Origin of the sequence: Bacillus sp. LNXM65 (assembly GCF_002998575.1) — a bacterium.
Classification (GTDB): Bacteria; Bacillota; Bacilli; order Bacillales; family Bacillaceae; genus Bacillus.
Genome location: NZ_PVRB01000009.1, coordinates 23816 through 38169 on the forward strand (window position 1 = coordinate 23816; position 14354 = coordinate 38169).

The following is a 14354-nucleotide window of genomic DNA, read 5'->3' on the forward strand; positions in this document are numbered from 1 at the left end:
TCCTATTCTATTTGTGATCTGTGACCTTCTTTGCAATGGATGAATCGACAAGTTGTTTGTACGGGATAAATTCCGGCAATTCACCGCTCTCCTTCATGATTTCCTGCAATTTGTTCCATTCCTCTTCATTCAGAAGGGGATCTGTTGCATAGGAATCTTGCTGTTTGTAGCGTTTGATGGCAGTTGATAAGACATCAAGATCTGTATCAGGAAAATGAGATTGAATGGCCTTTGCGATCTCCTCAGGCTGCTTGGCTTCTACCCATTTCTGCGCTTTGTAAATGGCTCGGGTGAAGGCTTCAGCTGTCTCTTTGTTTTCCTCTAAGTAACTCTTCTTTGCCATGAAGGTAGTATATGGCACTTTGCCAGAAGCTTCTCCAAAGGAGGCGGTAATGTACCCTTTACCTTCTTTTTCAAGTAAGGAAGCGGTCGGTTCGAATAACTGCACAAAATCGCCAGTTCCAGAGGAGAACGCACCTGAAATGTTGGCAAAATCAATATTTTGAATCATGCGAAGATCCTTTTTTAAATCAATGCCTTCCTTTTTCAAGACATATTCACCGACCATTTGCGGCATGCCGCCTTTCCGCTGTCCTAAGAAGTCTTTCCCTTTTAATTGATCCCAAGAGAATTGGTTTATTTCCTCCCTTGAAACAAGAAATGTGCCGTCTGTTTGTGTCAGCTGTGCAAAGTTCATGACAGAGTCCTTTGTGTCTTGAGCCTCTACATAGATAGAGGATTCAGACCCGGTCAGGGCGATATCAGCACCGCTTGATAAGAGAGCTGTCATCGTTTTATCACCGCCCCAAGTGGTTTTCAGTTCAACCTCCAAGCCTTCTTCTTTGAAGAAATCCTCTGATAAGGCGACATATAGCGGAGCATAAAAGACCGAATGGGTCACCTCGGCTACTTGTACGGTCTGCTCTTGTTCTTTTTTACAGGCGACAAATGGAATAAAGAGCAGGACCACGACGATGAATGCCAGTCTGACTTTGATGGAACGATTCAAGAGTAATTCGCCTCCTTTGTTCTAGATCACTATTAAAGTATGTGAAAAGGGATTTTTGGTGAGTGCCTAGATGAAAATAAGAAGCGCATTGTTTATTTATAGAACGCGTCTTTTTTTCTATACTAGGGGAATGAATGCTTTCTTGAATTTGGCAGAAATAAAGGAGCGGTTTCGTGTATAAAGTGAGTTGGGTATTTGTTGGATGGTATTTAGTAGGTCTTATCTTAATGGTCTTTTTTGAAGTGCCAGCATGGCTTCAGTTTGCAAACGGAATCTTTCTTGTACTGTATGCCTGCTGCGTCATAGAGATTGGGCGACATATTTATGGCTCATGGGGGCTTGTGATCAAAAGGGCAGCCATTGTTGGGGTGCTTACATTTACGGTTGAGTGGGTAGGTATCACAACGGGGTTTCCATTCGGGGCCTATGACTATTATCCGACATTAGGTTTTCTAGTGGCAGGGGTGCCCTTAACCATTGCGTTTGCATGGGTTGGCGTGTTTTTAAACAGCCTTTTTTTATCCAGTCAGCAGTCAAAGTGGAGACGAGCCGTCGAAACGGGGATATGGATTGTCTTGCTTGACCTCATATTAGATCCAGTAGCAGCTGAGCGGAAGTTTTGGGTGTGGTATGACGGCGGTGGGTTTTATGGTATTCCTTTTGAGAATTTTATGAGCTGGGGTATGATTGGAGCAGGACTTTCATTTCTTTTCCCGCTTGTTTCAATTGATCAAAAGGCATTCAGCTGGACGAGCCGTATTTATCAGGCGATGGTGTTCTTTTTTGGTCTTTTGGCATCAAAGGGCGGACTCGATGTCATTTTTTATTTAGCACTGATCATTGTCATTTTGTGTGAAGGAAGGGTTCGATTTGAAAGAAAGCGACAAAAGCCGATCGTTTAGACGTATATTTTTACTTTATCTTGAGCGTTATTTACTCCATAAGCATTTCCGCTGTGTGATGATGAAAGGCTCGGTGGACCCGAAGGAGAAGCTGCCTGTTCTTTATCTCGCCAATCATAGCTCATGGTGGGATGGACTGATCATTTTTCTTTTAACAGAAAAAGCGTCTGAACTTGATCACTACATGATGATGGAAGAGAAGCAGCTGAAGCAATATGCTTTTTTCCGTAAGCTTGGAGCGTTTCCGGTTCATAAAGAGAACCTGAAAAGTGTCAAACAAGCATTGATGACAGCAAGAGAGAACATGCAGGCTGGCGGGGCTGTATGGCTTTTTCCACAGGGGAAAATTATGCATCAGGATATGCGGCCGCTTGAACTGGAAGGAGGGGCTTCTTTTTTAGTGAAGCAATTTGAGCAGGTCGTGGTGAAGCCTGTGACCTTGCAGTATACATTTAATCAATTTCAAAAGCCGACAGTTTCTGTTGTGTTCGGCGAAGATGCCTTAGTATCTGGCGGGGCACTACGAAGCAAGGACGTGACGCGTATGCTTGGAGATCTGCTTGAAACGCAGTTAAACCGACATCAAGCGCAGGTCATCGCTGATCCTGATCTTTCATTAAACGAAGAATTTAAACAGATGACAAGGACAAGTCAGTCAACAAGTGATGCGTTTGATTCTTTTAAAAAGTGGGTGAAAACATGGCGCTCTTCTTAACCGTGATCAGTGTGCTGCTGCTTTGTCAGTTTATGTTCACCATATGGAATATGAAGCAGTTTCCCGTGATAAAGTCCGCTTCTTTTTCGCCAGATGAACCCATTTCGTTATCGATACTGATTCCGGCTAGAAATGAGGAGAAGCGGATAGAAGCCTGTCTTCAGTCGATCGTTGATCAACGTCTTTATCCGAAAGAGCTCATTGTTCTTGATGATCATTCGACAGATCAGACAAGAGCGATTGTGGAGCGCTTTGCAGAAGCGTATCCGTGGATTCGTGTCCAGTCAGGCCAAGCGTTAAAGCAAGGCTGGCTAGGTAAATCATTTGCCTGTTCTCAGCTCGCTGAGGTAGCAGCTTCTGATTGGCTGCTATTTTTAGATGCGGATGTCCGGTTAAAAAGAGGGGCAATTGAAGCAGTGTATCAGCAGGTATGCACGCAAAATACGGGCATGCTGTCAGGTTTCCCAGAACAAAAAACAGGTACATTCTTTGAGCATCTTGTGGTTCCCATGATGATGTTTACCATAGGCTGTCATCTGCCAGTGAAGTGGGTAAGGAATTCAAGGAACCCCGCTTTTGCCGCAGCACATGGAGGCTTTATTGCCATTGAAAAGAATTGCTATCACGACATCGGCGGGCATGAAGCGATTAAGAATTCGCTAGTGGATGATATGGCCTTGGCTAGACGAGTGAAGGAAAAAGGCTCTCCGTTCACACTTGCAAGCATTCATCCATTTGTGTATATGAGAATGTATGAGAGTGGACAAGAGGTTTGGAAAGGCTACCGGAAAAATTTATTCCCAGGTGTCAATCGAAGCATTGCTTTATTAAGCAGCGTCTTTTGTTTATACACCATGCTTTATTTGGCTCCTGTCATTTGTGTGATGATTGCTTTGCTGCAGCTAGATGTGCTGAGTATATGCATAGCCATTCTTTGCTACGGGCTGGGTGTGTCGATCAAAGCGGCAATTGATATCGAGAACGGGAGAACATCTGCAATGGCCTTTTTATTGCCAGTCAGCATATTAAGTTTGATCGCCATAGGCTTTGCTTCTATGAAAATCGGGCTGAAAAAAGAAGGGTATGAATGGAAAGGGAGAAGGTACGAATGAAAAAAGTGATCATCATTGGAGGCGGGCTTGGCGGATTATCAGCAGCGATCCGCTTACAGTCACGCGGGGTTCAGGTCACCATATTAGAAAAAGAAGCGGCTTTAGGCGGGAAATTGCAGCGCCATCAGGGAGCTGGCTACTCTTTTGATCTAGGACCGAGTACCATTACAATGAAGTCATACTTTGAGGAAGTGTTTGCTTCCTGTCATAGACGGATGGAGGATTATGTCACATTTTATCCGATTTCTCCTCTGACCAAAAACGTTTTTTCAGATGGACATACGGTCGAATTTACGCCCAATTTTGAGCAAATGGAATCTCAAATTGCAGCATTCAGTCCTGAAGATGCGAAGCAATACCGTGCATTTTTACAGGAATCAAAGATGCTTTTTCAAAAGGCTGAGGAGCAGTTTTTAAATCGTTTGTTATTGACGTGGAAGGATAAGGCGGATGTAAAGCTCATGAAAGCACTTCTCTCAGTCAAACCGTTTACAACCGTTCAACGCCTGCTGCGTCAATATTTCCGTCATCCGCATACTTTGGCGATGTTTGGACGGTATGCTACATACATCGGCTCTTCTCCCTATGAGGCACCGGCTATTTTTAATATGATGGCGTATTTAGAAGGGGAGAAAGGGATTTATGGAATAAAGGGCGGTACATATCGTTTAGTTGAAGCATTTGAGACTTTGGCAAAGGAATTAGGCGTACAGATTCACCTCAATGAACAAGTCAACAAGATTCATGTGAAGGACCGGCGAATCAAAGGAGTAGAGACGGCTCAGCAGATGTATGAAGCAGATCAAGTCATTGCAGGGGCGGACGCGCTGACTGTTTACCGCCATCTGATTGATGAAAAAGACCGCCCGAGCTTTTTAAATCAAAAGCTGGCTAATATTGAACCGTCATTATCTGGCTTTGTTCTCTTATTAGGTGTACCTAAAGTCTATGAACAGCTGTCCCATCACAATGTGTTTTTCCCAGAGAATTATGAGCAAGAATTCAAAGATATTTTTCAGAAAAAACAACTGCCTCAGGATCCAACGCTTTACATATGTTATTCAGGTCATTCAGAACCAGCTTTAAGCGGAGGACAGGGAAGAAGCAACCTTTTTGTACTGACGAATGCGCCTTATGTGACAAAAGAGCAAGATTGGGGCATGCTAAAGGAGACGTATCGGCAGCATTTGAAAACAAAATTAAAGGAAAAGGGTCTCTTTGATATGGATGAGGTTGCCGAATATGAAGCGTTTCAAACTCCGCTTGATCTGCAGCAGAAAACAGGAGCATATCATGGCGCCATTTATGGCATGTCTTCCAACTCGTTCAAGCAGGCGTTCTTCCGAATCAATAATCAGTCAAAGGACATTGAAGGGCTTTGGTTTGTTGGAGGAACAACTCATCCAGGCGGCGGCACGCCGATGGTGACAAAATCAGGCCAGCTCGTCGCAGAAGCGATCATTTTAAGCACTTGACGTAAGAACAGATGAAAAGGAGAGAAATCAAGTGATTGTGGAAAAAAGAAGGTTTCCGTCCCCCCATCCGCATATTCACTTATTTACAGTGACCTATGAGGCAGATGGGCTTCGGATCAAAGGGCTGCTCGCTGAACCGGCCGGAGAAGGTTTCTATGACGGCTTTTTGTATTTACGAGGCGGCATTAAAAATGTGGGGATGGTGAGACCAGGCCGGATTGTGCAATTTGCAGCGCAGGGCTTTGTCGTATTTGCTCCCTTTTACCGAGGAAATCAGGGAGGCGAAGGGAACGAAGATTTTGCCGGAGAGGACCGGAAAGATGCTTTTGCTGCCTTTCAATTGTTAAAGCACCACAAAAAGGTGAAGCAGGATCGTATTCATATCTTTGGTTTTTCGCGCGGAGGGATTATGGGCATTTGGACCGCTGTTGAAATGAAACAAGAGGCGGCTTCCTTTGTGACATGGGGAGGCGTCAGTGATATGAAGCTCACCTACGAAGAGCGTGTGGATATGAGAAGAATGATGAAGCGTGTGATTGGCGGTCCCCCGCACAAGGTGCCAGAGGCCTATGAGGACAGAACGCCTTTAAATGATGTGGACAAAATTGAAGCGCCTGTTCTCATCATCCACGGAGAAGAGGATCAGAATGTATCGATTGAGCATGCGTATTTATTAGAAGATGCGCTGCGCCAGCACGGAAAGTCAGTGGAGACTTGGTATTTTCACGGATACAACCATTATTTCCCACCGCAGCATAATCGGGAAATTGTCAGAAGGCTGACGACATGGATGCACAGCCGGAAAAGCGGAAATGTGGTAAAATAAGCAGTATAACGAAATTTAGAAAGTAGGGGGATTTTCAATATGGGAATGCCTGTTGAATTTAATACAATGATTGTCACGAAGGGAAAAGAGACAAGAATTGAAGAAAATGTATTTGAGCTCATGAAGGAAGGGTACCGCATTTATCCATTAAATATTCCGCTTGAGGTGCGTAAAACGAAAGACGGAGAAAAAACAGGGACAGCACACGTTGAAAAGCTGGAGCTTACAGACAATGTCACAAAAGTGACTTACCGTCTTGTGTCCCTGCATTCAACGAACTAACAAAAAAAGCTGAGGGAATGATTCCCCTCAGCTTTTGTCATTTGATTATACGCGTGGTCCGCCTTTGGCTTCAATGTCACTTGCTGCGTGGCTGAATTTTTGGAAGTTCTTTTTAAATTCATTGGCAAGGAAGTGTGCTTTTTCTTGATAAGCCTCTTGGTCATCCCATGTTTTAGAAGGTTGAAGCACTTCATCTGGTACGCCAGGAATATGAAGCGGGATGTGTAATCCAAAGATGTCATCAGTGATCATTTCGGCGTTGTCGAGGTCACCTTCGATCGCTGCCTGCACCATTGCTCTAGTATGCGCTAGATTCATGCGTTTGCCTGTACCATAGCCTCCGCCAGTCCAGCCTGTATTCACAAGGAATACTTTTGCGCCGTGCTCATCAATTTTTTTGCCAAGCATTTCAGCATAGACGTGAGCTGGAAGCGGCAAGAACGGTGAACCGAAGCAAGTAGAGAATGTCGTTTCTGGTGATGTGACACCACGCTCAGTTCCTGCTAATTTACTTGTGTAACCGCTCAAGAAATGGTACATTGCCTGTTCTTTTGTTAAACGGCTGATTGGAGGTAAAACGCCAAATGCATCAGCTGTTAAGAAGACAATGGCAGAAGGATGTCCTGCGATACTTGGCTTCACGATGTTATCAATCATTTCGATTGGGTAAGCAGCGCGTGTGTTTTCAGTGAAGAATGTGTCATCATAATCCGCTTCACGTGTTTCTTCATCAAGCACAACATTTTCAAGAACTGATCCGAAGCTGATGGCTTTGTAGATTTGCGGTTCTTTTTCTTCGCTTAAGTTCACACATTTCGCATAACATCCGCCCTCAATATTGAAGACTCCTGAGCCAGACCAGCCGTGTTCATCGTCACCGATCAGCTTGCGGCTTGCACTTGCAGAAAGCGTCGTTTTCCCAGTACCTGAAAGGCCGAAGAATAATGCGACATCGCCTTCTTGACCGACGTTTGCTGAGCAGTGCATGGATAAAATATCTTGCTCAGGAAGCAGGTAATTCATGACAGAGAAAATGGACTTTTTCATCTCTCCTGCATATTCTGTACCACCGATCAGAATGGTGCGTTTTTCAAAAGAAACGATAATAAACGTTTCAGAGTTTGTGCCATCTGTTTCAGGATCTGCTTTAAAGTGCGGTGCAGATAAGATGGTGAACGGTTTTTCGTTTGAAGAAGGTGTGGATCCGTCAGGTCTGATGAACAGCTGCTTTGCAAAGAGATTGTGCCATGCAAATTCGTTTACCACTGTAATTGGCATACGGTATCTTTCATCAGCGCCGGCAAATCCTTCAAAGACGAATAGTTCATCACGTTCTTTTAAGTATGACACAACCTTTGTATATAAACGGTCAAATGCTTCTTTAGAGATCGGCTGGTTGACTTGACCCCAATCAATTTTATGTTCAGAGCTTTCTTCTTTGACGATAAATTTATCTTTAGGCGAACGTCCTGTGTAGGCACCAGTTGTAGCGCGGACAGCTCCTGTTGATGTTAAGACGCCTTCATCACGTGCCAAAATCTTTTCAACAAGTTTCGGAACAGATAAATTTTGGTGCGTATTTTCTAATGAGAACAATGACTGCAAATCTTCTTTTAAATCCACTGAGTTCATAAAAAAACCCTTCCTTTACCGTTGAATTTGTTTGTTTCGATTAGTATAACACATTGATAATAATAGTCTATACTATTTAAATGTTTTTGTGTGTGTTTTTTCATTTCTGCTATGAAAATATGCTTTTTGGTGATGCTAAGGGTGAGGTAAAAAAAGAGGGGAGATAATTCTGATGAAGCATTGACATGATGCAAGGGTTTGAGATAAGATATCTTATTGAACGGATACTCTTATCCCGAGTTGGTGGAGGGACAGGCCCGATGAAGCCCAGCAACCGGTTTCTTGTGAAAAAGGCATGAATATGCTGAGAAACCAAGGTGCTAACCTGATGCAAGGTACAAGAACACCTTGAGCGATAAGAGTGAAAGGCATGCGATCTCAGACCCTTTCCTCGCAATGAAGGAAATGGTTTTTTTATTTTTGGGATATCATATGAACAAATTGCCAATAACATCTCTAATAGAAACGTTTTCAAATATAAGAGGGAACGAGTTCCGTATCATATTGGAGGCCTCATCTTGGGATGATGTGGTCTTGTACAGGAGGAAATAGCCATTATGAGTCAAAATCGTCGTTTATTTACTTCAGAATCAGTAACAGAAGGACATCCGGATAAAATCTGTGATCAAATTTCAGACAGCATTTTGGATGAAATTTTAAAGAAAGATCCAAATGCACGTGTTGCCTGTGAAACTTCTGTTACAACGGGTCTCGTATTAGTAAGCGGTGAAATTACAACGTCTACTTATGTCGATATTCCAAAGACGGTGCGTGACACGATTAAGGAAATTGGCTACACACGTGCGAAATATGGTTTTGATGCGGAAACATGTGCAGTGCTCACATCCATTGATGAACAGTCTGCTGATATTGCGCAAGGTGTAGACAAAGCGCTTGAAGCACGTGAAGGAACAATGACTGAAGAAGAAATTGATGCGATCGGTGCAGGTGACCAAGGATTGATGTTTGGTTTTGCCAACAACGAAACCGAAGAGCTCATGCCGCTGCCGATTTCACTAGCGCATAAATTATCTCTGCGTTTAACAGAAGTGCGCAAGGATCAAACACTTGCCTATCTTCGTCCAGACGGAAAAACACAAGTAACAGTAGAATATGATGAGCAAAATAAACCTGTTCGTATTGACACAGTGGTTATTTCTACGCAGCATGCACCAGAAGTGACGCTTGAACAAATTCAAAGCGACTTAAAAGAGCATGTCATCCGCCCTGTGGTTCCAAGCGAACTCATTGACGAAGAGACAAAATACTTTATTAACCCAACAGGCCGTTTCGTCATCGGTGGACCTCAAGGAGATGCTGGTTTAACTGGACGTAAAATCATCGTTGATACGTATGGCGGGTACGCTCGTCATGGCGGCGGTGCTTTCTCTGGGAAGGACGCAACAAAGGTTGACCGTTCTGCGGCGTACGCTGCTCGTTACGTAGCGAAAAACATCGTAGCTGCCGGTCTTGCAGATTCTTGTGAAGTACAACTTGCTTATGCAATTGGTGTTGCACAGCCTGTATCGATTTCAATTGATACATTCGGAACAGGAAAAGCTTCTGAAGAAAAATTAATTGAAGTGGTTCGTGCGAACTTTGATCTTCGTCCAGCTGGCATTATTAAAATGCTTGACCTGCGTCGTCCGATCTATAAACAAACAGCTGCATACGGACATTTCGGCCGTCATGATTTAGATCTTCCGTGGGAAAAAACGGATAAAGCCGATACGCTTCGTAAAGAAGCATTAGGACAATAACAACATAGAAAACCGCTTATTTTAAGCGGTTTTCCTTTTGATTAAAAAAAATTCTACAAAAAGTGAAAAAATGTGAAACAAAATCGGACAAAATACTGTCTAATTATAGGTCTACTTTTAAGAAATAACATAACGTGGAGGCAATAATATGTGTGGGTTTGTTGGTGTATTTAATCACCGTCCATTGTCCGAAACTACTGAGCAGGAAGAGTTAATTAAACAAATGAATCGTCTCATCGTTCACCGTGGTCCCGATGATGAGGGTTACTTTCATGACGAGCATGTAGGATTTGGATTTAGACGTTTAAGTATTATAGATGTTGAGCACGGAAAGCAGCCGCTTTCTTATGAAGATGAAAAGTATTGGATTATTTTCAACGGAGAAATTTATAACTATGTGGAGCTGAAGGAAGAGCTTGTGAAAAAGGGCTATACGTTCAGCACAGATTCTGATACGGAAGTACTGCTTGCCACATACCGTCATTATAAAGAAGAGGCGGCTTCTAAACTTCGCGGCATGTTTGCATTTTTAATTTGGGATAAAGAAGCGCAGCAATTATATGGCGCGAGAGATCCTTTTGGCATCAAACCGCTTTATTTTACACAAATGGATGAGCAAGTGTACTTTGCGTCTGAACGCAAAAGCTTGATGGCTGTGAACGAGAACATCTTATTTGATGAGACTTCATTGCAGCAGTACATGTCGTTCCAGTTCGTTCCTGAGCCAAATACACTTGATCAAAAGGTGCACAAAGTTGAGCCTGGTCATCAGTTTATTTTACGCCCAGGACAGGAGATCGAATTTAAGACATACTGGAAGGTTCAATTCAAGCCTGAACAAACACAAGAAGAGAAATTAATAGAAGAAGTACGCGATGCAATCTATGATTCTGTGAAAGTTCACATGAGAAGTGATGTACCTGTTGGTTCATTCCTATCAGGTGGTATTGATTCTTCCTTCATCGTGTCTGTCGCAAAGGAATTACACCCTGAGCTGAAGACATTCTCTGTTGGCTTCCAGCAGGATGGCTTTAGTGAAGTCGATGTCGCGAAGGAAACAGCTGATAAGCTAGGCTTACAAAACTTCAGTGCCGTCATTTCTCCAGAGGAATATATGAACGAGCTTCCGAAGATTGTCTGGCATTTAGACGATCCTTTAGCTGATCCGGCGGCGATTCCATTGTATTTTGTGGCAAAAGAAGCGAAGAAACAAGTGACGGTTGTTCTTTCAGGTGAGGGAGCGGACGAGCTGTTCGGCGGATATAATATTTACCGTGAGCCTCTTTCTCTTAAACCATTTGAATCTGTACCATCTATGCTGAAAAAGCTTCTTCTTCGTCTGGCGCGATTAATGCCAGAAGGAATGAAAGGGAAGAGCTTTATCGTTCGCGGCTGTACGCCATTAGAGGAACGTTATATCGGTAATGCGAAAATCTTTGAAGAGCCAGTGAAGAAAAATCTCTTAAAACATTATGATCCAAGCATCACGTATCGTGACGTAACGAAGACATACTTCGAGGAAAGCGCAGGCTACAGTGATATTAACAAAATGCAATATGTTGATATTCATACGTGGATGCGCGGAGACATCTTACTGAAAGCAGACAAGATGACGATGGCGAATTCTCTTGAGCTTCGTGTTCCATTCCTTGATAAGGTCGTTTTTGAAGCGGCTTCTAAAATTCCAGAAGAGCTGAAAACAAAAGATGGCACAACGAAATATTTATTGCGTAAAGCAGCAGAGGGCATTGTGCCTGACCATGTGTTAAACCGTAAAAAGCTTGGTTTCCCTGTGCCAATTCGTCATTGGCTGAAAAATGAGATGAATGCTTGGGCGAAAGACATCATCAAAAACAGTCAAACAGATGAATACATTAACAAGCAATATGTGCTTGATTTATTAAATGAGCATTGTGCTGGCAAAGCAGATCATAGCCGTAAGATTTGGACCGTCCTCATCTTTATGATTTGGCACAGCATTTATGTGGAGCGCAGCATTGATCCAGAGCAGTTGAATCATCAACCGAAAGAAGTCATCTTTAGTTAATGAAAAAAGGTTTTCAGCTTTGTGCTGAAAACCTTTTTTGTCATGATAGAAAGCAGTGGAAAAGGGTAAAATAACAAGCGGTTCATAGTTATTGCTTAATATCCTGAAAAAAACATGATAAAGTGAAGATACACGTATGATGTTAACGGGATAAAAGGGAACGATAGTATTGTCCTTTTTCTACATATTCTCTACGGATTCTGTCCATGTCTTGGATATCTTCATCTGTTAACTGACGGACGACCTTGGCTGGACGGCCAAAAGCGAGTGATCCTTTTGGAATAACCTTTCCTTGAGGGACAAGACTACCTGCACCGATAAAGGCACCTTCGCCAATTTCTGCACCATCGAGAATGATGGACCCCATACCAATGAGGGCATTTTTTCGAATGATTGAGCTATGTAATGTGACTTGGTGTCCAATGGTAGCACCATCTTCTATAAGAAGTGTTTTTCCAGGACTTTGATGCAGACAGGATAAATCTTGAATATTGACGTTTTTTCCAATTCTCACAGGAGCGACATCGCCTCTGATGACGGTTTGAAACCACACGCTCGAATATTCTCCAATCGTGACATCACCAGTAATGGTGACGTTATCTGCGACAAAGACCGATTCATGAATCTCAGGTGTAAACTGATGATATGGATAAATCACTTTTTCGACTTCCTTTCTTAATACAACATTTGTGAGGTGTTTACTTTGTGGACTTGGCATGCTGAAAGACCAGTTGGTACAATTGTAATTGTACATGGTGCGAGTGAATATCACGGCCGATATAAATGGCTGATCGAAATGTGGCGAAATGCAGGCTATCACGTCGTTATGGGTGACCTCCCTGGGCAAGGGACATCGACACGTGCGCGCGGCCACATTCGCTCGTTTCAGGAATACATTGATACGATAGATGAATGGATCGAACATGCGAAATCATTCAGGCTTCCTACTTTTTTACTTGGACACAGTATGGGTGGACTCATTTCAATTGAGTGGATCAAGCAGTATACCCATACGAAGATTGATGGCCTTATTTTATCATCACCTTGTTTAGGTCTGCAATTTAAACCGAAGAAGCTAATGGATTTTGCATCAAAAGGTCTAAATGTGCTGGCACCGTCCTTTAAAGTCGAGTCAGGGCTGTCGATTGAACTAGCCACACGGAATCAGGCTGTGATTGAGGCAGACTCAAATGATTCTCTTTACGTAACAAAGGTGTCGGTTCGCTGGTACCGAGAGCTGATCAAAAATATTGATGCGGCCATGCAGCCAACGAATGTCTTTAAATCGATTCCGCTCCTTTTAATGCAGGCGGGCGATGATAAGATCGTGGATAAAACGAGGGTGATCAAATGGTTCAATGGCATTGAATCAACCAATAAATCATACCGTGAATGGGAAGAACTGTATCACGAAATTTTTAATGAACCGGAAAGAGAAGATGTGTTTAAGGCAGCAAGAGCCTTTACAGATCAATATATTTGATGGTGAGCTTTAAGTTGGGGGTGGATTGATTTGTCAGTACCAGAGCGTCCTTTTGCACTGATGACAAAGGTGTATAAAGATATTTTTCCGCTTGTTCATCAGGAGCTGAAAAAGTGGCGGGCTCATGCAGAAATGATTGAAAATGAAGAACTGCGAACGCAGGCACTAGCGAGCATATCTAGTAAAACCTTTCACTGTGAAGGCGGAGGCATTTTATCTCTTCTAGCAGGTGAGGCGAAAGAAACGTGTATTGAATTCATTGTGGCGTATCAAACCATCAGTGATTACTTAGATAACCTATGTGACCGCAGCACGTCGCTGGATCCAAAAGATTTTCATATGCTGCATCAAGCGATGAGAGATGCGCTTGATATTCATGCTGAGCTCAAGCCGTACTATCAATTCCGTGATGATCAAGAGGATTATGGGTATTTACATGCGCTTGTCCGCACATGTCAAGACGTGCTTACGCGCCTTGAGCATTATCCAATCATTCAGCCATATTTACACACGCTGTGTGATTACTACAGTGATTTGCAAGTACATAAACACGTCGTTCCTCATGAGCGGGTCCCGCGGCTAGAATCGTGGTTTCGCCAGTATGAAAAGGATTTGCCTAAGATGGAATGGTATGAATTTTCAGCTTGTGCAGGATCAACGTTAGGGATTTTCTGTCTTGTGGCGTATGCGCTGCAGCCGGATTTTACAGAAAAGCAGGCGAAGCAAATTTACGAAAGCTATTTCCCTTATATCCAAGGTCTGCACATTTTACTTGATTATTTAATTGACCAAGAAGAAGACCGGCTTGGGGGAGATCTGAACTTTTGCTCCTACTATGCCTCTCATCATGAGATGATGGATAGACTTCAGCATTTTATTGAAAAAGCGGATGAGCAGCTGAAAGGCATTCCGCACGAAAACTTTCACAAATTGATTAACAGAGGGTTACTGGCAGTCTATTTGTCCGATGAAAAAGTGACAGCCCAAAAAGAGATGAATAAGCTGGCAAAACGGCTGATCAAATCAAGCGGGAAAACATCATTCTTTTTCTATATCAACGGAAGAGCCTATCGGACCTATCAGAAAATGCCTTGGATGAAATCCTCATAAA

General features: G+C 43.0%; 13 protein-coding genes and 1 riboswitch. Of the genes, 10 read left to right on the forward strand and 3 right to left on the reverse strand.

Annotated elements, in window-relative coordinates:
• Positions 1–7: 7 nt before the first annotated feature.
• Entirely contained in the window at positions 8–1009 is a 1002-nt protein-coding gene (locus tag C6Y03_RS16845) for an ABC transporter substrate-binding protein (RefSeq protein WP_106031921.1), read from the reverse strand.
• Positions 1010–1182: 173 nt separating this feature from the next.
• Here C6Y03_RS16845 and C6Y03_RS16850 point away from each other — a divergent pair, with 173 nt between their 5' ends.
• From C6Y03_RS16850 to C6Y03_RS16875, 6 genes are read left to right on the forward strand one after another with little or no spacing between them, the layout of a single operon-like run.
• Positions 1183–1911, forward strand: coding sequence for a carotenoid biosynthesis protein (locus C6Y03_RS16850; RefSeq protein WP_106039653.1), 729 nt, complete (start codon positions 1183–1185; stop codon positions 1909–1911).
• A complete protein-coding gene (locus C6Y03_RS16855) occupies positions 1880–2626 on the forward strand; it encodes a lysophospholipid acyltransferase family protein (RefSeq protein WP_060597063.1) in 747 nt (248 codons plus the stop codon). Before C6Y03_RS16850 ends, C6Y03_RS16855 begins: the two co-directional genes overlap by 32 nt.
• Positions 2611–3738 carry a glycosyltransferase family 2 protein gene (locus C6Y03_RS16860; protein ID WP_106039654.1) on the forward strand — a complete coding sequence of 376 codons (1128 nt, stop codon included), beginning with the start codon at positions 2611–2613 and terminating at the stop codon, positions 3736–3738. Before C6Y03_RS16855 ends, C6Y03_RS16860 begins: the two co-directional genes overlap by 16 nt.
• Positions 3735–5213, forward strand: coding sequence for a phytoene desaturase family protein (locus C6Y03_RS16865; RefSeq protein ID WP_106039655.1), 1479 nt, complete (start codon positions 3735–3737; stop codon positions 5211–5213). Before C6Y03_RS16860 ends, C6Y03_RS16865 begins: the two co-directional genes overlap by 4 nt.
• A 31-nt stretch (positions 5214–5244) precedes the next feature.
• Complete coding sequence (locus tag C6Y03_RS16870; protein WP_060597060.1) at positions 5245–6039, forward strand: alpha/beta hydrolase family protein; 795 nt, start codon at positions 5245–5247, stop codon at positions 6037–6039.
• Between the two features lie 39 nt (positions 6040–6078).
• Positions 6079–6321 carry a DUF2584 domain-containing protein gene (locus tag C6Y03_RS16875; RefSeq protein WP_003217584.1) on the forward strand — a complete coding sequence of 81 codons (243 nt, stop codon included), beginning with the start codon at positions 6079–6081 and terminating at the stop codon, positions 6319–6321.
• 45 nt (positions 6322–6366) lie between these two features.
• Here C6Y03_RS16875 and pckA read toward each other — a convergent pair whose 3' ends face one another.
• The gene (pckA, locus tag C6Y03_RS16880) at positions 6367–7953 is read right to left on the reverse strand and encodes a phosphoenolpyruvate carboxykinase (ATP) (RefSeq protein WP_060597059.1); all 1587 of its coding nucleotides are present in this window, start codon (positions 7951–7953) and stop codon (positions 6367–6369) included.
• A 227-nt stretch (positions 7954–8180) separates the two neighbouring features.
• A riboswitch (SAM riboswitch) is annotated at positions 8181–8315 on the forward strand.
• A 195-nt stretch (positions 8316–8510) separates the two neighbouring features.
• Between pckA and metK the strand changes: the two genes are divergently transcribed.
• Together metK and asnB are read left to right on the forward strand one after the other, a co-directional pair.
• Entirely contained in the window at positions 8511–9713 is a 1203-nt protein-coding gene (gene metK / locus C6Y03_RS16885; protein ID WP_034665356.1) for a methionine adenosyltransferase, read from the forward strand.
• Positions 9714–9861: 148 nt separating this feature from the next.
• Entirely contained in the window at positions 9862–11760 is a 1899-nt protein-coding gene (gene asnB, locus C6Y03_RS16890; protein WP_060597058.1) for an asparagine synthase (glutamine-hydrolyzing), read from the forward strand.
• 142 nt (positions 11761–11902) lie between these two features.
• On the opposite strand, the gene C6Y03_RS16895 is transcribed toward asnB, so the two are convergent.
• Complete coding sequence (locus C6Y03_RS16895) at positions 11903–12418, reverse strand: gamma carbonic anhydrase (RefSeq protein ID WP_106031925.1); 516 nt, start codon at positions 12416–12418, stop codon at positions 11903–11905.
• A gap of 45 nt (positions 12419–12463) precedes the next feature.
• Here C6Y03_RS16895 and C6Y03_RS16900 point away from each other — a divergent pair, with 45 nt between their 5' ends.
• Both C6Y03_RS16900 and C6Y03_RS16905 read left to right on the forward strand, forming a co-directional pair.
• Positions 12464–13243, forward strand: coding sequence for an alpha/beta hydrolase (locus C6Y03_RS16900; RefSeq protein ID WP_034665364.1), 780 nt, complete (start codon positions 12464–12466; stop codon positions 13241–13243).
• 30 nt (positions 13244–13273) lie between these two features.
• On the forward strand, positions 13274–14353 hold the full coding sequence (locus C6Y03_RS16905) for a tetraprenyl-beta-curcumene synthase family protein (RefSeq protein WP_106039656.1): 1080 nt from the start codon (positions 13274–13276) through the stop codon (positions 14351–14353).
• Position 14354: the final 1 nt, after the last annotated feature.

Excerpts from the sequence above, each read along its gene's own strand:
- C6Y03_RS16860 (WP_106039654.1), top strand. The coding sequence starts at position 2,611 with ATGGCGCTCTTCTTAACCGTGATCAGTGTGCTGCTGCTTTGTCAGTTT.
- C6Y03_RS16865 (WP_106039655.1), top strand. The coding sequence starts at position 3,735 with ATGAAAAAAGTGATCATCATTGGAGGCGGGCTTGGCGGATTATCAGCA.
- C6Y03_RS16875 (WP_003217584.1), top strand. The coding sequence starts at position 6,079 with ATGGGAATGCCTGTTGAATTTAATACAATGATTGTCACGAAGGGAAAA.
- pckA (WP_060597059.1), bottom strand. The coding sequence starts at position 7,953 with ATGAACTCAGTGGATTTAAAAGAAGATTTGCAGTCATTGTTCTCATTA.
- metK (WP_034665356.1), top strand. The coding sequence starts at position 8,511 with ATGAGTCAAAATCGTCGTTTATTTACTTCAGAATCAGTAACAGAAGGA.
- asnB (WP_060597058.1), top strand. The coding sequence starts at position 9,862 with ATGTGTGGGTTTGTTGGTGTATTTAATCACCGTCCATTGTCCGAAACT.